The organism is Treponema denticola, from assembly GCF_024181645.1.
In the GTDB taxonomy this organism is placed as follows: Bacteria; Spirochaetota; Spirochaetia; order Treponematales; family Treponemataceae; genus Treponema_B; species Treponema_B denticola_A.
Genome location: NZ_CP058624.1, coordinates 372905 through 391466, shown reverse-complemented (window position 1 = coordinate 391466; position 18562 = coordinate 372905). Strand labels below are relative to the sequence as shown.

General features: G+C 38.3%; 19 protein-coding genes. 4 read left to right on the top strand and 15 right to left on the bottom strand.

The features are described 5' to 3' along the window. Nucleotides 1-238 precede the first annotated feature (238 nt). The gene (locus HO345_RS01820; RefSeq protein ID WP_002673991.1) at nt 239-1264 is read right to left on the bottom strand and encodes a hypothetical protein; all 1026 of its coding nucleotides are present in this window, start codon (nt 1262-1264) and stop codon (nt 239-241) included. Nucleotides 1265-2018: 754 nt separating this feature from the next. Here HO345_RS01820 and HO345_RS01815 point away from each other — a divergent pair. Then, nucleotides 2019-3185 carry an aminotransferase class V-fold PLP-dependent enzyme gene (locus HO345_RS01815; RefSeq protein ID WP_253683566.1) on the top strand — a complete coding sequence of 389 codons (1167 nt, stop codon included), beginning with the start codon at nt 2019-2021 and terminating at the stop codon, nt 3183-3185. Here HO345_RS01815 and selD read toward each other — a convergent pair. Beyond that, nucleotides 3182-4246 carry a selenide, water dikinase SelD gene (selD, locus tag HO345_RS01810; RefSeq protein WP_253683565.1) on the bottom strand — a complete coding sequence of 355 codons (1065 nt, stop codon included), beginning with the start codon at nt 4244-4246 and terminating at the stop codon, nt 3182-3184. The genes HO345_RS01815 and selD overlap by 4 nt on opposite strands. Before the next feature lie 188 nt (nt 4247-4434). Here selD and HO345_RS01805 point away from each other — a divergent pair, with 188 nt between their 5' ends. Beyond that, nucleotides 4435-5058: an FMN-binding protein gene (locus tag HO345_RS01805; RefSeq protein WP_366796649.1), complete on the top strand. Its 624-nt coding sequence runs from the start codon at nt 4435-4437 to the stop codon at nt 5056-5058. Nucleotides 5059-5262: 204 nt separating this feature from the next. On the opposite strand, the gene HO345_RS01800 is transcribed toward HO345_RS01805, so the two are convergent. The 10 genes from HO345_RS01800 to HO345_RS01755 all read right to left on the bottom strand — a co-directional run bounded on the left by HO345_RS01800 (nt 5263) and on the right by HO345_RS01755 (nt 13917). Then, complete coding sequence (locus HO345_RS01800) at nt 5263-5523, bottom strand: putative Se/S carrier protein (RefSeq protein WP_253683563.1); 261 nt, start codon at nt 5521-5523, stop codon at nt 5263-5265. Continuing rightward, the gene (locus HO345_RS01795) at nt 5523-5732 is read right to left on the bottom strand and encodes a sulfurtransferase TusA family protein (protein ID WP_253683562.1); all 210 of its coding nucleotides are present in this window, start codon (nt 5730-5732) and stop codon (nt 5523-5525) included. Before HO345_RS01795 ends, HO345_RS01800 begins: the two co-directional genes overlap by 1 nt. 20 nt (nt 5733-5752) lie before the next feature. Next, complete coding sequence (gene yedE / locus HO345_RS01790; protein WP_253683561.1) at nt 5753-6802, bottom strand: YedE family putative selenium transporter; 1050 nt, start codon at nt 6800-6802, stop codon at nt 5753-5755. 124 nt (nt 6803-6926) lie between these two features. Beyond that, complete coding sequence (locus HO345_RS01785) at nt 6927-8240, bottom strand: hexokinase family protein (protein ID WP_253683560.1); 1314 nt, start codon at nt 8238-8240, stop codon at nt 6927-6929. A gap of 49 nt (nt 8241-8289) precedes the next feature. Next, on the bottom strand, nt 8290-9459 hold the full coding sequence (metK, locus tag HO345_RS01780; protein ID WP_253683559.1) for a methionine adenosyltransferase: 1170 nt from the start codon (nt 9457-9459) through the stop codon (nt 8290-8292). A 102-nt stretch (nt 9460-9561) separates the two neighbouring features. Further along, on the bottom strand, nt 9562-10299 hold the full coding sequence (locus HO345_RS01775; RefSeq protein WP_253683558.1) for an amino acid ABC transporter ATP-binding protein: 738 nt from the start codon (nt 10297-10299) through the stop codon (nt 9562-9564). Nucleotides 10300-10302: 3 nt separating this feature from the next. Continuing rightward, entirely contained in the window at nt 10303-11130 is an 828-nt protein-coding gene (locus HO345_RS01770) for a DUF169 domain-containing protein (RefSeq protein WP_253683557.1), read from the bottom strand. A gap of 33 nt (nt 11131-11163) precedes the next feature. Continuing rightward, entirely contained in the window at nt 11164-11829 is a 666-nt protein-coding gene (locus HO345_RS01765) for an amino acid ABC transporter permease (RefSeq protein WP_255817118.1), read from the bottom strand. 78 nt (nt 11830-11907) lie between these two features. Further along, nucleotides 11908-12708: a transporter substrate-binding domain-containing protein gene (locus tag HO345_RS01760; RefSeq protein ID WP_253683555.1), complete on the bottom strand. Its 801-nt coding sequence runs from the start codon at nt 12706-12708 to the stop codon at nt 11908-11910. A 153-nt stretch (nt 12709-12861) separates the two neighbouring features. Beyond that, nucleotides 12862-13917, bottom strand: coding sequence for a DMT family transporter (locus HO345_RS01755; RefSeq protein ID WP_253683554.1), 1056 nt, complete (start codon nt 13915-13917; stop codon nt 12862-12864). An 84-nt stretch (nt 13918-14001) separates the two neighbouring features. Between HO345_RS01755 and rpsU the strand changes: the two genes are divergently transcribed. Next, nucleotides 14002-14211: a 30S ribosomal protein S21 gene (rpsU, locus tag HO345_RS01750; RefSeq protein ID WP_002673965.1), complete on the top strand. Its 210-nt coding sequence runs from the start codon at nt 14002-14004 to the stop codon at nt 14209-14211. A 48-nt stretch (nt 14212-14259) separates the two neighbouring features. On the opposite strand, the gene HO345_RS01745 is transcribed toward rpsU, so the two are convergent. The 3 genes from HO345_RS01745 to arcC are packed head-to-tail and all read right to left on the bottom strand — an operon-like array spanning nt 14260 to nt 17105. Further along, nucleotides 14260-14751 (bottom strand): GNAT family N-acetyltransferase, encoded by a 492-nt coding sequence (locus HO345_RS01745; RefSeq protein ID WP_253683553.1) that lies wholly within the window; start codon nt 14749-14751, stop codon nt 14260-14262. Between the two features lie 33 nt (nt 14752-14784). Next, on the bottom strand, nt 14785-16176 hold the full coding sequence (locus tag HO345_RS01740) for an MATE family efflux transporter (protein ID WP_253683552.1): 1392 nt from the start codon (nt 16174-16176) through the stop codon (nt 14785-14787). Then, the gene (gene arcC, locus HO345_RS01735) at nt 16176-17105 is read right to left on the bottom strand and encodes a carbamate kinase (protein WP_044977559.1); all 930 of its coding nucleotides are present in this window, start codon (nt 17103-17105) and stop codon (nt 16176-16178) included. Before arcC ends, HO345_RS01740 begins: the two co-directional genes overlap by 1 nt. A gap of 104 nt (nt 17106-17209) precedes the next feature. Between arcC and selA the strand changes: the two genes are divergently transcribed. After that, the gene (gene selA / locus HO345_RS01730; RefSeq protein WP_253683551.1) at nt 17210-18556 is read left to right on the top strand and encodes an L-seryl-tRNA(Sec) selenium transferase; all 1347 of its coding nucleotides are present in this window, start codon (nt 17210-17212) and stop codon (nt 18554-18556) included. Nucleotides 18557-18562: the final 6 nt, after the last annotated feature.

The following is an 18562-nucleotide window of genomic DNA, read 5'->3' as shown; positions in this document are numbered from 1 at the left end:
GAAACAACATTAAACTGTCTGTAACAGTGCATATCATTACACTATTACAATGTGATGATGGAAAGAATAGAATGAAATACATTTCAAGTGCGAAATCATATTTCTGCTATACATCATAAATGAACATCCTCTTATAGAGGCTATCGTTCAAAAACAAGCAAATGACAATTTGAAATAACAAAAGATAAATTAGGGGAGTATACTTGAAAAGTTTACTCCCCTTTTGTGTTATAAAAATTTACTCCCATTGTACATGTTGTGCTCTTGCACCGTAACGATATGCAGTTCCATCCTCATTAAAATTAGCCTCGATTCTATATCTTTTCCATAGCACATAATCCGTAGTTTGCATCTTAAGAATGAAAAGAGTATCATTTTTTATTTCTTCAGAATCTACGGGATTTAACGAAAAAATATCCTTTATATCCCTTGTTTTAAAATCTTGGATTGTAAGTTGAGATAAGTCAGTATGATTAAAGGTAACCTCGGATAATTGCTTACTATCAGCGTCAATCTCATAGTATGTGATAACGCAATTCTTTAAGCTATCTGAATCCTTCCCTGTAGGCGTAACACTCACAAAACCATAAGACTTACCATCACGAAAAATTTCTAAAAGCTTGCCGTAATAAAAATGATCATTTCGTTCATTGACAATCTCGCTATCAGCAGTTTTTTCATAAAATGTGAACCCTTCGGACAAAAGCTCAGATGCCTTTGTTTCCCCAACAATGACATTCGTTTTATCTACTTGAACTTCGATTGGATCTGACGGAAAACCGGTCAAAGAGAAGAATAACATGAAGGCAAAACATGCAAAAAACATACTCGCAACTATAGCATTTGATGAAGCATAAAAATACATCGGTTTATTCGAGCGATGAGACAATACAATAATCAGTTTTATAACATGACTTAGTATTAGTACTACAATAACAATAGAAAACTCAGCCTTCAAACACATATAAAGCGCTTTTGAAAAGTGATGTGTTCTGTAATATATTGCGCCGAAAACAACAATATTTGCCAAAACAAAATTCAAAATGAATAAGGTAGCCTCTTTCAATGCTGTCGAATCAGTAACATAATCAAATTGCCTGCTACTGAATCTTCCTTTAAGGCTTGATCCAATCAAATAAATCCATCTTGGCAAATCTGTGTCTGTTCCTATAGCTATCACAATTCTCAAATAGATATAGATTGTCAATAAAAAAAGCAGTAATGCAAGAAATCCAAAACTCAAAAGTACTATTGTAAATCCCATGAATACTCTCCTTTTTTTAATAAAATTCACACTTTTGCACACCGAACATTATATCACAGTTGCATATCTTGCGTTTCTCCTACAAATCCTGATTTATCAAACTTTATTATACCAAATAGACCCTCTCCTGTATAGCTATAACAGAAAATATTACAATCTTGTAATCACTGTATTGCCATTCATCTTAGCTTTACCTTTTCGTTTAATATATTCCTCAATATCAAATACATTCCTCTTATCATAGTCTTCAAGGAGCTTATAATTCTTATGTTTTGTAATATCGAATTTGTCTGATAGAAAAGGTTGTCAACCCTATTGACAATTTTTTTTATATTTTTTGAAAATACGGAATAGCAACTAAAAGCCTGTCAAGATACAATAAGGAATTCCAAAAAACTGTAATCTTATTGGCTTGTTCTGTAAAGAGATAATTATCGTATTCACTAACGCAGATCTGCGAATCAGGCTATTAGAGGTTTGCTATAACAAAAATTCCGGCTAAGCCTTTTACAGAATTAGCCGGAAAGTTTTAGCAATTAAAAGACTAAAGCGGAAGCAGCAAAAAGCTTTTCCGCCTTAAGTCAACTGTGTAAGACCGATTTTATGTTCTTCTAAAATATTCATAAGTAACTCCGTAAAAGGCTTAATTGTCTTTAATTATACCACTATTCATCTCAGTTTTCAATTGACTTAAAACATTGACTTAAAAAACTATCCTAAGTATAATAAGTTTTAACGGAGGATAATAAATCTTATGAAAAAGCGTATCTTTTTAGACAACGCGGCCGGAGCTTTTCCTAAGGCTCCCGGGCTAGATCAAGCTCTTGCGATGGCATTAAATATGGGAACGGGAAATATTAACCGCAGCACCTACACCGAAACCGAAGAAGCAGGTCTTGCCGTCATCGAAACAAGGGAACTCTTATGTAAGCTCTTTAATTTTCAGCCGGCAACCCATGTTATTTTTACATCGGGAGTTACGGCAAGTCTAAACTATATTATCAAAGGTTTTCTCAAATCGGGCGACAGAGTTTTAACAAGCTCCTTTGAGCATAATGCCGTAATGCGGCCTCTGGTTCAAATGGAAAAATTAGGTGTAAAGATTGACCGCGTTCCTGCAATCTTAAAAAACGGAGGAGCCTTTGTAGATACTTCCTTAATCGAATCTATGATAAGGCCTGAAACCCGCCTTGCCATTTTTTCACATGCTTCAAATGTAACGGGCTTTATTCAACCTATCGAAGAAATTGCCTCAATCCTAAAAAAGCACAATATTCCTTTAGTAATAGACGGAGCCCAAACTGCCGGCCACATTCCCGTCGACCTTGCACAATTAAAACCGGCAGCCTTTTGCTTTACGGGACATAAGGGCTTACTCGGCCCCCAAGGAACCGGAGGCATCTTATTCGATAAGGATTTTGCAAAAGAGGTTGAGCCCCTCATCACAGGCGGAACAGGAAGTGCATCCGATTCGGAAGAAACGCCCTCCTTTATGCCCGATAAATTCGAAGCCGGAACTCAAAACATAATCGGAATTGCAGGCCTTTACCACAGCTTAAAATGGCTGGATTCTTTCGGGATTCAAAACATTCATAAGCGAGAACAAAAATTGCTTAAACTATTTTTGGACGGAATAAAAAGCCTTCCGATAAAAATTGCGGGAGGAGAATCCGCTGAAAACAGGGTTGGAATTGTTTCGATAGACTTTTCCGAATTTATGGACAATGCGGAAGCCGGCGCAGCTCTCGAAGAAAAATACGGCATCCTTACCCGCTGCGGCCTCCATTGTTCGCCTTCGGCTCATAAGTCCATCGGCACCTTTCCGCAAGGCACGGTAAGATTTTCGACAGGCCCCTTTACAATCGAAGAAGAAATTGAAACGGCAATAAGGGCTGTAAAGGAGCTTTGCTCAAAGGCTTAACTGACCCTAAGAATTTTTTCGTCCCGCTTGGTAACAAGGCCTATAATGGCAGGCTTGCCGCAAGGCGTATTTTCCAAAGCTTGGGACAGTTCCTCGTAAAGAGCTGCAGCATCTTCCTTGTCTACCGAAATCAAAAGCCCGCCCGAAGTTTGAGGATCGAACATCAGGTCTTGGTAAGCAAGAGGAACATTTTCAAATACAATATTATCTCCAACAAAATTTCTATTGGAGTAAACGCCGGCAGGCATCATACCCATTTCGGCACTTTCAATTACGGATTTATAAATAGGAACGGATTTATAATCGACTTCAATGCTCATTCCGCTCCCCTTCCCCATCTCGTAAAGATGACCGAGAAGCCCGAAACCGGTAATGTCGGTACAGGCATTTATCCTGTATTTTACCATGATGTTGCGGGCCTTCGCATTTAAAAAAGCCATAATTTTATAACAGCGGTCAAGTTCTTCCGGCGGCGACATGTCGGCCTTTGAAGCCGTAAGTAAAATGCCCGTGCCGATAGGCTTCGTCAAAATTAAAACATCGCCATCCTTTGCTGTCGAATTTTCTAAAATCTTTTTAGGATGAACAAAGCCGTTTACAGCCAAGCCGTACTTGGGCGAATCATCATAAATAGTATGCCCTCCACAGACAATGGCACCGGCCTCATAAACCTTATCAAACCCGCCGCGTAAAATTTCTTTTATCATATCTTCAGGCATATCCTTGGTAATACAAAAAAGGTTTAGAGCAAGCTTAGGCTCCCCGCCCATCGCATAAATATCGCTTAAAGAATTTGCGGCGGCAACTTGTCCGAATATATAAGGATCACCTGAAACCGGCGGAAAAAAATCTATGGTAGATATAAGAGCCGTTTCATCGTTTATCTTATAGACGGCAGCATCATCTGAAGTATTAAAACCTACGAGTAAATTATCGTCATTCCTTACGGAAAAATTTTTTAAAAGTTTATCGAGTGCACCCGCACTCAGCTTTGCACCTCAGCCGGGATTTTTCGCAGCTTTTAATAAATCAAAATCTTCATTAATAAGTGAACAGCTCATATCAGCCTCCTAAGTAATTAAAAGCCTCTAAAAACATCGGTTTTTAGAGGGGTTCATTAAACTTATTTGCTATAATATCTCATAATTTTAACTTATGGTCAAGACAAAAAAAAGAGCTATTGAACATTTAATTATATAAGAGTATACTATTGCTAACAAAATCTTGTTTACGGAGGAAGATTATGAAAATGAGTAAAAAGATAAAAGCTATAGGATTCTTTGTAACAGCTCTTTTAGTATTTGCTTTTGCTTGCGAACCGGAGATGTTTTACGGTACTGCAAAGGTAGCAGGCTCGACCCCTGCCGGTACTAATTATGAATATGGATATTCAGTATGTATTGATGTAACCGTTGATGATCAAGGTAAAATCATCAAAGTAAGTGATGACGAGAAAAACACGGAGGCATCTATCGCAGCAGATGTTATAGGAGCTGCAGCAAGCAACAAAGCTTACTGGAAAAAATATTTGTCAGGAAAAGGTTTTGAAAAGTATAAAAACCTTACCATAGAAGATGTCAAAAAAATGAATGTCGGTTTCCCCGGAGCTCCGGGAGTCGATGCAGTAGGAGGAGCCACAGCAGCTTCCCTTGCGGTAAAGAATGCGGTTTTACAGGCTTTGGTGCTTGACGCTTCAATTAAAGAACTTGTAAATTACAAAAATCCCGACAATTATAAAAAGGGAGAACAAAAAAAGTTGGAAAAAATCGTTAAAGAAGGAAGAGCTCATCTGGAAACCTTAGAAACCTATGAAGAAATAGAAAAGGCTCTTGCAGAATTAAAACAAAAACTGGATGCATTAAAAACAAAATAGACTCTTAATAAAAAAGCGGCGGCAGTGTTTATGGAAACGCTGCCGCCTTTAATCGCACTATCGGAAGCCTATAAAAACATCAGTTTTTATAGGCTTTCCTTAAATTTAATTTACGATGTTTTTCATAAGTCATTGATATATAAAGACTTATGAAAAACTCGTTGGTCATCTCTAAAACCCAACAAGGTTTTTAGAGATGACCGATCACACTTCAACATACTTACTATCTTCACTTAAAGAATAAAAAGCATCGTAATCAAATTGACTAAAATAATCTTTATCAAAAGCAAGGCCTTCTTTAAAAATTAATTTTAATGCAGTGCCGCAGCTTGAACTTACAGAGCGAGGCACCGGAACCAATTTTGCAGTCAACTCTCCTGTCTTAGCATTATCCGTTTTGTTCACGGCCCTCATGCAGACAAGAGAATCATAATGTGTATGAAAGGTAATTAAATACTCTTTCATTATTTTGATACGGCAATTTTCCAGCCGTCATCGCTGGGTTCAATCTTTGTTTTAGCCTTTGCATTATCGCAAAAGCGTTTTATATTTTCTTTTGATGTTTCGTTATCTACCAACACAACGAAGGCAGAATTTGCTGCAAGAGCTTTCTTGGTTAAAACCACAGGCTCAGGGCAAGCAAGCCCTCTAGCATCTACAATAATATCAGACATAATCTTCTCCTAATAAAAACTTATTTATTTTTCAAAGAATAATAGATACTTACAAAAGCTGTAAGAACCAAACCTACAACAACAGCAATCATTCCGGCACTTGTCGGTCCCTTACCGGAAGAAGCAAGACCGAAGTTATGGGCAAAGGCAGCACCTGCGATAAGCCCTGCAACGGTAATTGCTGAATCGCTGTTTCCTTCACCTGTCAATATGAGCTGCCTTAAAGGACAGCCGCCCAAAAGAACGCTTGCCCAGCCGACTAAAACCATTCCGAGGGCATTCCATAAGCCGTCTGTGTGGGCTACGGGCTGACCGGCAAAACCTAAATTGAACTTGCCTAAAATTAACGAACCTGCTGCAACAGTTACCAAAATAGTAAGGCTTCCCCACAATAGATGGAAATCTTTAAGCATGATTGCATCTCGAATTCCGCCTACAGTACACATTCGGCTTCTTTGAGCAAGACCGCCTACAACAAGACCAATACCCAAGGCCAAGAAAATCGGAGCCTTCATAGAGCCGGGTCCTTTTTCGCTGAAAGCAAGAACTGAGGGGAAGGCAACCAAAAGTACAAAGAAGACGAGCATAAAAATTATAGGAATTACACCTTCTTGTTTTGACTGATTATGAGCCCTGCTAAGAGAAAAGTTTTTATTTAAAAAGAAGATACCGATTACAATTCCGGCAATAAAGCCTACTAACCCGAAAATTGCATTTAAATCACCTGCTCCCAAGCGTAAAAACATTCTTAAAGGACAACCTAAAAATACCAAGGCTCCTATCATAACAAAGAAACCTAGAGTAAATCTGGTAAATGCAGCTGAACCGCCCCTCGGCTTAAATTCTTTTTTTACAAAGGCCAGTACAAAGGCACCGATTATAAGACCGATTACCTCAGGTCTCATATACTGAACAACTCCTGCATTATGCAGTTTTAAGGCACCGGCAATGTCCCGCAAAAAACATGCAATACAAAAACCCATGTTTCCAGGATTTCCGAACCTAACCAATACGAGGGCCGCAATACCGATCACGGCACCTGTAACAATAACCATGAGATGTTTTTTCATAAACTCTCCTTTTAAAATTTAATTGAGCTGAAAATAAAATTTCCAAATAGAAAATCTATCGAAGAAGAGTTTAGCAAAAAGAAAATAAAATGTCAATATATTAAAAAAAATTAAGATTTATTATTTAATTTAAAAAGGCTGCAAGAGCCGTACCCAAGGTAACAGCCTCATCGTTTGTTTTAATAACAAAGTAGATTCCTTTTTTTTCGGTCAAGCAGGTGTGTAAACTCTTAAAGATTCTTTCTTTAATCAAAAAACCTTTTAAAAACATCGAGCCGTCGGCACTTATACAGATCGGCTTATCCGGCGATTTACCTTTACCGGTTTTTATACAGGCGGCAGCAATTACGGCAGCCGAAAGCCTTCCGGCTCTCTCAAAAAAGCATTTACAAATAGAATAGATTTTAACATAGTCTTCCGAAACCGAATGAGCTTCGATTATACCGGAAAAAATATTTTTATCGTGATTTTGTTCCTTTAAAAATAAAGAAATTTCTTCACTTGAAAAATCACAGAAATTTAAAAGCATCTTGTTGACCTGCGGTGAAAAAATTCCCTCGGCAGCACCCGTCCTTAATGCAATTGAACAAAGCTCTCCAAGATAGCGGCCTGAACACATTCTCTCTAAAAAATACTCATTTTTTAAATTGGAATTTTCGGATAAGATTTTATCGAATTTGCTTTGAGGAATCTTATTGCTTTTTCCCGACTCGCATACGATTATCTGAGGTTTATTGTAAAATTCGGTACTTTTGAGTTTTTCAATTTTTTCGTATTCGATATATGCGGAATTTAGACCCGTTCCTAGAACAAAGCCTATATGAGAGTCAAAGATCTGATCGTCGGTTTCAGAAAAAATTCCGGATTGAAGAACTGCAGCGGTATCGTTTACCATTATAATTTTTTTTACTCTTTTCCAACCCTTACGAGATAAGGCTTGAAAAAGCCCCTCATTTATCTTACATTCTCCGATATGAGGCAGTTTTATTTCTTTTGAAAGCTTAATCGCCTGTCCGCCGCCGTCGGGAAAAATCTTTATGGCATAGGAAAAGCAAAAGGAAATCATATCAGACTCATCTTTTAAGGGCTCTAAGTATTCTGCAATGCTGTCAAAAAACTCTTCATTGCTCATTTCCCTGTCAAGGGCAGGCATAGGATGCTTAAAAAAAGAAAGTATTTCGGGCACACCTTTTTTGTCAAAATAGACAAGCCCTGCCCTAAAATTGGTTCCTCCGGCATCTATGATAATTACCTTTTTATCCTTAGGAATATCGGTGGGAAGGTTTTTCCATAAAGGAATCATATCCATAGAAGAAACAGACTCAGCTTCGCCTTCCAAGCCCTTTTTCATATCTTCCAAAAGGATTGAAGTTGCATATTCAATATCAATTTTATAATCAAAATTATTTCTCTTAAAAAAATCGTCTATCTCTTTCATTTAAATAATTCCCTCAAAACTTAAGTGTAAAAGCAAAAATCAAATAAGCTTATTTAATCGCCTTCTTTAGGGCTTCCGCCTTGTCGGTTTTTTCCCATGAGAATTCGGGGCGTCCGAAGTGACCATAGGCTGCCGTTTCTTTATAGATAGGGCGTTTTAAGTCCAATGTCTTTATGATGCCTGCCGGAGACATGTCAAAAACTTCTTTTATTGCCCTTTCTATTTTTTCTTCAGGAACTTCACCTGTACCGAAAGTATCAACTCTTACGGCAACAGGGAATGGAACTCCGATTGCATAGGCCAGCTGAACTTCGCAGCGGCGGGCAAGGTCTGCGGCTACTACATTTTTTGCAATATATCGGGCCATGTAGGCAGCAGAGCGGTCAACCTTTGACGGGTCCTTACCCGAAAAAGCGCCTCCTCCATGTCTTCCCATTCCGCCGTAGGTGTCTACGATTATTTTTCTTCCGGTAAGACCTGTGTCTCCAAAGGGGCCTCCTATAACAAAGCGCCCTGTAGGATTGATAAAATACTTGGTATCATCGGCCAAAAGTCCGGTAGGCTCCAAAACAGGCTTTATAACCTTGTTTATCAGGGAATCCTTTAACTCATCATATTGAACATCGGGATAGTGCTGATGAGAAAGAACAACCGTGTCTATCTTGATAGGTTTAAAGCCCTCATATTTTACGGTAATCTGGGTTTTTGAATCGGGCCTGAGCCACGGAATAACCTTTTCCTTTCTGAGCTTTGCAGCATAGCGTAAAACCGAGTGCGAAAACATAATGGGAGCAGGCATCAGTTCAGGAGTTTCCTTGCAGGCAAAACCGAACATCATACCCTGATCCCCGGCCCCCTGCTGGCCTTTATATTCATCAAGCCCAGTACCGTCAACTCCTTGCGAAATATCGGGGGACTGGGAATGAATCATGTTCATAACAGCCATAGAATGGCAGTCCAACCCGAAATCGGTATTTGTATAGCCTATTTCTTCAGCTATAGTCCGTGCAATCTCTTGAATATCTACATAGGTATTTGTGGTTATCTCTCCGCCGACAAGAACCAAGGCGGTAGAAGCAAAGGTTTCACAGGCTACATGGCTTTCAGGGTCGTCCCTTAAACATGCATCTAAAACTGCATCCGAAATTTGATCGCAGAGCTTATCGGGATGCCCTTCACTTACAGATTCTGATGTAAAATAATTTATATCGTTTTTCATATTAACCTCTCCTAAAAATTGTAAGAATACAACAGGTTATTATATATACAATCATAGAATATTTCAAGATATAGATAGGCAGAATATCAATGATAAATTAGATTACGATCCGAGTTTTTTTATAAATGAAGAAATACGTGAATTTTCTCCTAAAGAAAACATACTTTGAGGAGAAGAATCTTTTATTATAGTTCCATCATCAATAAAAATAATTCTATCAGCCACTTCTTTTGCAAACTGCATTTCATGAGTTACAATAAGCATAGTTGATTGATGATTTTTTGCAAGAGCCAGAATGATTTCCAATACTTCATTAACAAGCTCGGGATCCAAAGAAGATGTCGGTTCATCAAATAAAAGAACACTTGGATTGACAGCCAAAGCTCTTGCTATTCCAACACGCTGTTGTTGGCCTCCCGATAGTTTTGATGGATAAACGTTTTTTTTATCGGATAAACCGATTTGATTCAATAAATCCAGTGCACGTAATTCAGCCTCTTTTTGGGTATTTTTTTTGGCTGATATCATTGGAAGCATAATATTCTGAATTACGGTCTTATTTTTAAAAAGATTATAATTTTGAAAGACCATAGCAGTTTTTGCACGCAGGTCTCTAATAGTCTGATGTTTTTTTTCATCGGCAGTAAATTTTACTCCGTCAATTTCAATACTTCCGGAATCAGGTTCTTCAAGTAAGTTAATACATCTCAAGAGAGTTGATTTTCCCATGCCGGAAGGGCCGATAATTGCAATAACTTCTCCTTTATCTGCAGAAAAACTTATTCCGTTTAAAACTTTCAGAGAACCAAAACTTTTATAAATATTTTCAACTTTCAACATATTTTATTCCGTTTTTATTCCGTATTTCAGTTTATCATATTCTGACGGACGAACATATTCCTTCCCCATCTTACCATAGTGAAGGTTATCATCGATAACTATACCTAATTCATCAGGAGAATTAAGCCTAATACGAATTTCTTTTTTATGTTCAGGATATTCAATATAATTAAGTGTATTTATTACGCCATCAACAAGCGTTGCAAACATCTGTATGGGTACACCGACTCCCATTTCTTCTACACCCCATTTGCACATTTTCCTTGTACCTGCACAAAGAACGGAAAAATTCATATCGTTTTTTTCAAATGGAGCAGCACATAAATCGGCGCAAACCCCTTGATTCCCGGCCATTGTAATATTTTGAGGTGTACCGAATTTGTATGAGTAGCCTTGAACTATGCGCATAAGTTGGTATGCGTTTGTCATAAAAATAACAACATCAGCTTTGTCCATATTTTCCAAGGGACCCAGTACAACTCCGAAAGCATGTTGTTTAATACGGCAGATCATTTTGGTAACTGCCTTTGCAACAGCACGTGATTCGTATAGTCCAATACTAAAATAACGCTGTCCGGATTCTACACATTCCATTTCTTCTTCAATACCTAAGGCTTCTATAGCACATTTACAACCGAAATTATTTGCAGAAGCCTTAAATACATCGCCATCCATAGCCGCTTTTACCATCATACAAAAACTAGTTTTTTTATTATAATCAGGAATATCTAAAGCTTCATACTCCGACTTAAAATATACAAATTGAACACCAATAATATGCCTTTTAAGCCCAAGAGATTTTTCTAATTTACTTACATTTAAGTTTTCCATAAAAATATATTATCCTTATAAATTTCCACATTATCATAAGTATTTGTATACTCGTTTTTCTAATATTTTTTGAAGATGATCAATTACAATAATAATTAACCAATAAACTATACCTGCCGCAACATAAGATTCAAAAAAATTAAAAGATGCTGCCCCCATAATTTTAGCCTGTGATAAAAGCTCAACAACTCCTATGGTAAAACCTACAGCCGTACTTTTTATCATTCCGACAAAAGCATTTCCTAAAGACGGCAGTGAAGCAACAAAAGCCTGAGGTAAAATAATTTCTTTCATCATATCAAAAGAACTCATTCCAATAGACAAAGCAGCTTCTTTTTGTCCTTTATCTACCGATAAAAGGCCGCCTCGGATTGTTTCTGCGATAAAAGCAGAAGAATTCATCGCTATTGTAATAACCAATGCACTTTCTGCAGAAACTGCCCGCAAGGGAATAATTACTTGCGGTAATCCATAATAAAAAATAAACAGCTGAGTAACATATGGTGTTGAGCGAAAAAACGATATATATACCGATGTAAGATGCTTTATTACTTTTATTTTTGAGTTGCGTAATATTTCAAGTAATAAACCTAAGACAAAGGCACACAAAAAAGCAATACACCCCAAAAAAAGAGTAAAGGGTATTTTTAAAAATAGACGAGGGAAACAAAAGAAAAAAAAGTCAAAATCAAACCGCATAATTAATATAACACAAAAAGCGGTAAGCTATAAATTAAATTTTATAGCATAACCGCTTTTAATTAAAAATCGAATCTACTATTCAGCTTTTGTTGCATCACATTTAAAATATTTTTGAGATAATGCGCTTAATGTACCGTCCTTATGCATCTCTTTAATTGTTTTGTTAAAAGCTTCAACCATTTTAGGATCTGCATTTTTTGAAAAAGGATATGCTATTGGGCCTATAACGATCGGCTCTCCAACCATTTTAATATTATATTTTTTTCTTTCCATCAATCTATTAAATGATAACACCGATAAAGGGTAAGCATCAAAGCGGCCCAATTCCAAATTTTCACGAGGAGACCCTTCTATCGTTATAGTTTTAATTTTTTTATCTTCAGGTAAATTTTTATTGTATTCATCAAAGAAAGGCTGATTTATACCTCCCAATTCAACACAAACTTTCTTACCTTGAAAATCATCAATCCCCTTTGCAGGATTATCAGCAAGTGTAACTAAGCGATTTTTATCGTAAAGATAAATTTCCGAAAATGTATATACTTTTTTTCTTGCTTCACTCACAGAAATTGAAAGAGCAATCGTATCGGCTTTTCCTGCATCAATACTTCCGAACATAGCAGCAGGGTCTCCGGCAAATAACCACTTTGTTTTATAACCTGTCCTTCTGGCTATTTCTTCTATAACCTCATATTCAAATCCGGTTAAATTGCCTGTAGAAGTATCTCTATAAATATAGGGATAGAAAGTCTCGGCAGTTATGACACGCAAGATTTTTTCTTGGCTGTCTCCGGATTTCTCAGCACTACCTGCTGCGAAACAGAAAAAAGGAACTGCAAATAGCAGCACCATTACAACGAATACTCGTCTTTTCATACAATAACTCTCCTTAGTTTTAAATCATACAAAAGTATGATTTATTATAATATATTTATATATATTATAATTTTTTAAAAATGTCAATACCCTGTACGGCAACATAAACGGAGAAATTAAATTATCAATTTATTAAAATAATTTTGTTGATTTCTAGGCTTTTTCTTTTTTTAAAAATGAAAGCTTTGTTTCCGAAATTATTATCGCTATAAAGATTAAGATAAAACCGAAAACCGAATAAACATCAAGACTTTCACCTTTAAATATAACCGAAAAGATAATTCCGAAAATTGATTCAAGACCTAGGATAATGGCGGCACTCGAAGCATCGGTGTGCTTTTGTCCTATGTTTTGTAAAAGAAGGGCCAGTCCCGTACAAATCGCAGCAAGATAGAGCACGGAACCTATGGACGAATAAGACCAAACTATTGCACTATTATCTTCAAAAATAAGAGTTACAAGCCATGAAAAAATTGCAGCCGATCCGAATTGGATAATCGTCATAAGAATGGGATCCTTTCTTTTGCTCAATCGTGTAATACTTACAATGTGGCTTGCAAAAAGAAGGCCGCTTAAAAGAGCATAAAAGTCTCCCAAAGTTATTCCTACAGAGGATGAAAGAACCAAGTCCTTAAAAGATACAAGCCCTATTCCCAAAATACATAAAACTGCAGCAGAGGCATTATACCTATCGGGACGGATTTTATTTACAAGCCAACCCAAAAAAGGTACGATTACGCAATAAGAAGCAGATAAAAAGGCGCTTCGTCCGGGGAGTCCGCCGGCAGTCGTAACGCCGAAGGTTTGACTGGAATAAGCAATAAACAGAAAAAAACCTACAATTCCTCCGTTTATAAGATAATCTTTGTCTATGAGTTTTAATTTTTTATAAAACACAAGACAAAGCAAAAAACAGGCAATAGAAAATCTTAAACCCAATAAAAAATTAGGCTTAAAAAAATCGGTAGTTTCGCTTACAACAACAAGAGAACTACCCCACACTATGGCGACAATTAAAAGAGCCAGGCGCGATAAAACATTAATCTTGGTATTAGTCAAAATAAATTCCTTTGCATCGTCAGTAAAACGGCAAATGCAAAATGCCTCAAAAAGTCCGGGAACGAGCTTTCCTTTTTGAAAAGGTGTATTATATGATAAGTCCGCATTATACATGAAAACGAAAAAAAAGACAAGCCGAAATTTACACAAACAAAAAATCGTCCTATTGACATATTCTTATATTTTCTATATAATCGGCTCTTAATCCTAAAGCCGGAGGGGGTGAAAAAAGAAATGGCATATGTAACAATTGACGATTCAGAGCATCTTGAAAAAGCTCTAAAAAGATTTAAGCGTCAAGTCGAAAAAGAAGGTATTATCCGCGAATGGAAAAAGAAGGAATTCTACGAAAAGCCTTCCACTGTTTTAAACAGAAAGAATAAGGCCCTCCGCCGAAAGCTTATGAAAAAAACAAGACGCTCACGCGATTCAAAGAGCTATTAATGCAAAAAGAGCTTGCGGTTTCAAACTTGAACCCAAGCTCTTTTTTTATCAAAGCCCTTTTTCCATATAAATATAACCGTCCTCACCATATTCTTTTAAAATATGCTCAGGTACCTTAGAGGCTGAAAAACCTAATCTTTTATAAAGTTTGATTGCTTTTTCATTTTGAGGGACAGGACTAACCCAAACCTTTTTAGCACCTTTAAGCCTTGCCTGTTCTATAGCAAAACTCAAGGCCTTAGAGGCAATCCCTCTCCCCCGAGCCTTCAAAAACAGCTTAATATCAAGACTTGTAAGATTATCATGAACCGTATCGATGGAATACCAAGTTTCTCCGCAATAAACTTCCCCCTCAAAAATCGAATAATGCATGGATAGAGGACTGTTCTTCAGCACCCAATCATACCAACGGGCCATTTCTTCATCGGTTTGAACCAAACCGTCCGGAAATCCTACAAATTTCATAACATCACCATCAGCCCATAAGGCTTTAACCAATGGAAGGTCCTTTTTTTCGGTCGGCCTAATCAATATTTCCATATAACTACTATCCTCCTTCTATAAATAGAGATTTTACTTTTCAATCCTAGTCAAATTTTTGACCCAGCGTTCTTTTTTTAGCTGGACTTCGGCAAGGACGGCTTTCATTATGCTGGTAAGTTTAGCAATTGCATACATAACGGGTGAAGACCAATCCGTAAAATAATATAACAAAAGCATACAAGGCATAAATAAAAACATATTTACCGTAGTATCTACCCAGACTCCCATGACCGCATCCCCACCGGATCGGGCTATCGCATATTGGGTGTTTTGAAGGGTCCATGCAGGCATATAAAGAGCGATAAAGATTATAAGAAGCCTTGTAACTTCATGAGAAGCAGGACTTAAACTTCGGAAGACAATCGGAACCAGCATAATCGAAAAAAGCTCCAAAAGGGCTGTTCCAAAGCCGAGTACAATAGCACCTCTTTTAATCCAACGGGCCTGTTCCCTTGCCTCCTCAAGCTTATTCCTTCCTAGGGTACCGCCTATTATAACGCCCACCGAAGTACCTATTGCCGGAAAAACCAAAAAGAATAGGTTGGCAATTGTCCAGCCTGCAGACATACCGGCTACAACTTCAGGACCTCCCCTGCTGTTATAAACTGCCGTTGCCACTATCTCGCTCAGAACCCAAGACATATCGGCAACAAAGATGAGGACAGACTTTTTTAAAATCTCATAAAAAAGGTGAAGCTTTATTTTAAGCATTTCTTTTATTTTTACATAGAAAAGAGACTTAACTTTTTTTGCATAAAGAACAAAAATTATAAGTTCTGCACAGCGGGCAATTACCGTAGCATAGGCAGCTCCTGCGACCTCAAGCCTTGGGGCTCCCAGATTTCCGTATATGAGCATGTAGTTTCCGATAGTATTTACAAGGGTTGAAACAAGGGATATATACATGGGAACCTTTACATTTCCTGTTTCACGGAAAGAGGAAGCTATCCCTACCGAAAAGGCTGTGGGAATAAACGATAATAGAATAACATTGCTGTAAATTACGGCCTGCTCTACTATTTCTTTTTTTGCAGTATTACCATTCACCAAGAGGCCTAAAACAAGGTCGGGGATTGTAAGACAGACACCAAGAAGAGCAAGGGCGAAGATAAGGCCTGATAACTGCTTAAAGCGGTAGGCCTGCTGCATTCCTTCTTCATCCTTTGTGCCGTTATACTGCGACATAAACATTCCGCCCGCACTGCAAAGAATATTGAGACCGGTTATGTATACAAAGATAATTTGATTGGCAACATTTACCCCGCTCATTTTTAGGTCGCCTAGGTCGGCAACCATAAAGTTGTCTATAAGAGAAACAAGAGATTGAATAAAAAGCTGTACCATTACAGGTACAGCTAATTTTACGGCATTTTTATAAAAAGAAAAAGGCCCGAAATATTTATGTTTTAAATTTGTAACCACTATTTAATTATTGTTCCCGATTTACCGTCGATGGCATCCTTTGCTTTTTCCAAAAGGGTAATAAGGGCATAGCCTTTTTTATTGGATTCGGCAAACTGGATGGCAGCCTGCACTTTCGGAAGCATAGAACCGGGAGCAAAGTGTCCTTCTTCAATATATTTTTTTGCTTCTGCAACCGAAATTTCTGAAAGCCATTTTTGGTCCGGCTTGTTAAAGTTGATAGCGACCTTTTCTACAGCGGTCAAGATGATAAGGCAGTCTGCATTTAATAGCTGAGCCAGCTTTGCACTTGCAAAGTCCTTATCGATAACGGCCGGAACACCGCAAAGAGCGTTTCCTTTTTTTACGACAGGAATACCGCCGCCTCCGCAGGTTATAACTATTTGGCCCGCATCGCAAAGAGCCCTGATACTTTCGATTTCTGCAATATCTACCGGTTTGGGAGAAGCCACGACCCGCCTGTAACCTCGGCCTGCATCTTCTACAACATTTTCACCCTTAGCGGTCAAAATATCGGCTTCTTCCTTGGTCATAAAACTGCCTATGGGCTTTGTAGGTTTTGAAAAGGCCGGATCCGAAGGATCTACAAGCACCTGAGTTATCAAGGTAGCAACGGGCTTATTGATACCGCGGTTTAAAAGCTCTTCCCTTAAAGCGGCTTCCAAATCGTTCCCTATATAGCCTTGACTCATAGCAACGGAAACGGCAAGTTCGGGTTCCGAAGTTTTAGGATCGATTTTATGATATTCGGACATTGCCAAATGAATCATTCCAACCTGAGGCCCGTTTCCGTGAGAAACGATTACCTGATGCCCCTCTTCGGCTAAATCGGCAATGGCCTTTGCCGTAATTTTAACGGCCTTTCTTTGTTCTTCCAAATTATTTCCCAATGCATTGCCGCCTAAGGCAATAACAATCTTTTTCGGCATAGAATTATCTCCTTAATCCGCCGATTATATAGAATTTTTTTAATTATTTCAAGCACGGTGAAAACTTCCTTGACAAGAGAGGCTTTCTATTCTATACTTCACCCATGGCAAAAGAAAATACCAATCCGCTTGCAAGAATTCCGCAAGTCGAAAAACTTTTAAATGAAGATATATTAAAAAATACGGCAGCTCTTATCGGAAGGCCCTTTGTCGTAAAAAAGGCCTCGGAGTATTTGGAAAACATACGCAAAAAGGCAAGGGCCGGAGGGGATGTCCCTTCGCTTAAGGCCTGTGCCGAAGAGATAAACAAACTATGCAGGCCCATAATCCGCACAAAAATTACGCCCGTAATAAATGCGACGGGGATAATCCTCCATACAAACCTCGGCCGCTCTCCCCTGCCTGAAAATATTTGGGACAGGGCAAAGGAAACGGCTTCTGGCTATTCTTCTATCGAAATGGACTTGCGGGACGGAAACCGCGGAAAGAGGTTCGAGTTTTTAAATGACTGTATGAGTCTTTTGACCGGAGCCGAGGATGCCCTCATATTGAACAACAATGCGGCGGCAGTATTTTTAATGTTAAAGGCACTCGCAGGCGGAAAAGAAGTCATAGTTTCCCGCGGCCAGCAGGTTCAAATAGGCGGAGGCTTCCGTATCCCCGAAATTTTGGAGATGGCAGGCTGTAAACTCATCGAGGTCGGCACAACAAATATCACAAGCCTTAAGGACATTCAAAAAGCAATAAACGAAAACACGGCCATGGTGCTTTGGGTTCATACCTCAAACTATAAGATAAGGGGTTTTACGGAGCAGCCTTCAATTTCAGAAATCAAAGCTATCCTTCCGCAAAACATAATCCTCGCAGTGGATCAGGGCTCGGGAAACCTATCCTTAAACGTTCCTGAAGAGCCTACGGTTTCTTCTATTATAAAGGAAGGAGCGGATTTGGTTTGCTTTTCGGGAGATAAGATTTTGGGCGGACCGCAGGCAGGCTGGATTGCCGGCAAAAAAGATCTCGTTCAAACCGTAGCTAAAAATCAGCTCATGCGCACCTACAGGGTAGGCAGGGCAGTAGCAAGCCTTATGCAGGAATGTCTCATCCTCTATTTAAACGGAGGAGAATCGGCAGCTCAAAGGGCTCTCCTTTTAGATCAAAAGAAAATAAAGAAGCGTGCCGAAAAAATAATTGCTAGTCTAAAAAGCGGAGCCGGCGAATTGGTGCAAAAAAACTTTTCCCTCGGAGGAGGCAGCACCCCGGACACGGGCTTCAGCTCTTGGGCCGTAAAACTAAATACAAAAAAGCCTTGCGAAAAATTAAAAACGAATTTACGCGAAATGCCGATTCCGATAATAGGCTTTATAGAAGAAGACTCTTTTTATATTCATCCTGCAAGTATCGAAGAAAAATATGATGAATATGTAATCGAGGCTCTAAACAAGTGTTTGTAAGTGTAG

Excerpts from the sequence above, each read along its gene's own strand:
- HO345_RS01820 (WP_002673991.1), bottom strand. The coding sequence starts at position 1,264 with ATGGGATTTACAATAGTACTTTTGAGTTTTGGATTTCTTGCATTACTG.
- HO345_RS01815 (WP_253683566.1), top strand. The coding sequence starts at position 2,019 with ATGAAAAAGCGTATCTTTTTAGACAACGCGGCCGGAGCTTTTCCTAAG.
- HO345_RS01805 (WP_366796649.1), top strand. The coding sequence starts at position 4,435 with ATGAGTAAAAAGATAAAAGCTATAGGATTCTTTGTAACAGCTCTTTTA.
- HO345_RS01800 (WP_253683563.1), bottom strand. The coding sequence starts at position 5,523 with ATGAAAGAGTATTTAATTACCTTTCATACACATTATGATTCTCTTGTC.
- HO345_RS01795 (WP_253683562.1), bottom strand. The coding sequence starts at position 5,732 with ATGTCTGATATTATTGTAGATGCTAGAGGGCTTGCTTGCCCTGAGCCT.
- yedE (WP_253683561.1), bottom strand. The coding sequence starts at position 6,802 with ATGAAAAAACATCTCATGGTTATTGTTACAGGTGCCGTGATCGGTATT.
- HO345_RS01785 (WP_253683560.1), bottom strand. The coding sequence starts at position 8,240 with ATGAAAGAGATAGACGATTTTTTTAAGAGAAATAATTTTGATTATAAA.
- metK (WP_253683559.1), bottom strand. The coding sequence starts at position 9,459 with ATGAAAAACGATATAAATTATTTTACATCAGAATCTGTAAGTGAAGGG.
- HO345_RS01775 (WP_253683558.1), bottom strand. The coding sequence starts at position 10,299 with ATGTTGAAAGTTGAAAATATTTATAAAAGTTTTGGTTCTCTGAAAGTT.
- HO345_RS01770 (WP_253683557.1), bottom strand. The coding sequence starts at position 11,130 with ATGGAAAACTTAAATGTAAGTAAATTAGAAAAATCTCTTGGGCTTAAA.
- HO345_RS01765 (WP_255817118.1), bottom strand. The coding sequence starts at position 11,829 with ATGCGGTTTGATTTTGACTTTTTTTTCTTTTGTTTCCCTCGTCTATTT.
- HO345_RS01760 (WP_253683555.1), bottom strand. The coding sequence starts at position 12,708 with ATGAAAAGACGAGTATTCGTTGTAATGGTGCTGCTATTTGCAGTTCCT.
- rpsU (WP_002673965.1), top strand. The coding sequence starts at position 14,002 with ATGGCATATGTAACAATTGACGATTCAGAGCATCTTGAAAAAGCTCTA.
- HO345_RS01745 (WP_253683553.1), bottom strand. The coding sequence starts at position 14,751 with ATGGAAATATTGATTAGGCCGACCGAAAAAAAGGACCTTCCATTGGTT.
- arcC (WP_044977559.1), bottom strand. The coding sequence starts at position 17,105 with ATGCCGAAAAAGATTGTTATTGCCTTAGGCGGCAATGCATTGGGAAAT.
- selA (WP_253683551.1), top strand. The coding sequence starts at position 17,210 with ATGGCAAAAGAAAATACCAATCCGCTTGCAAGAATTCCGCAAGTCGAA.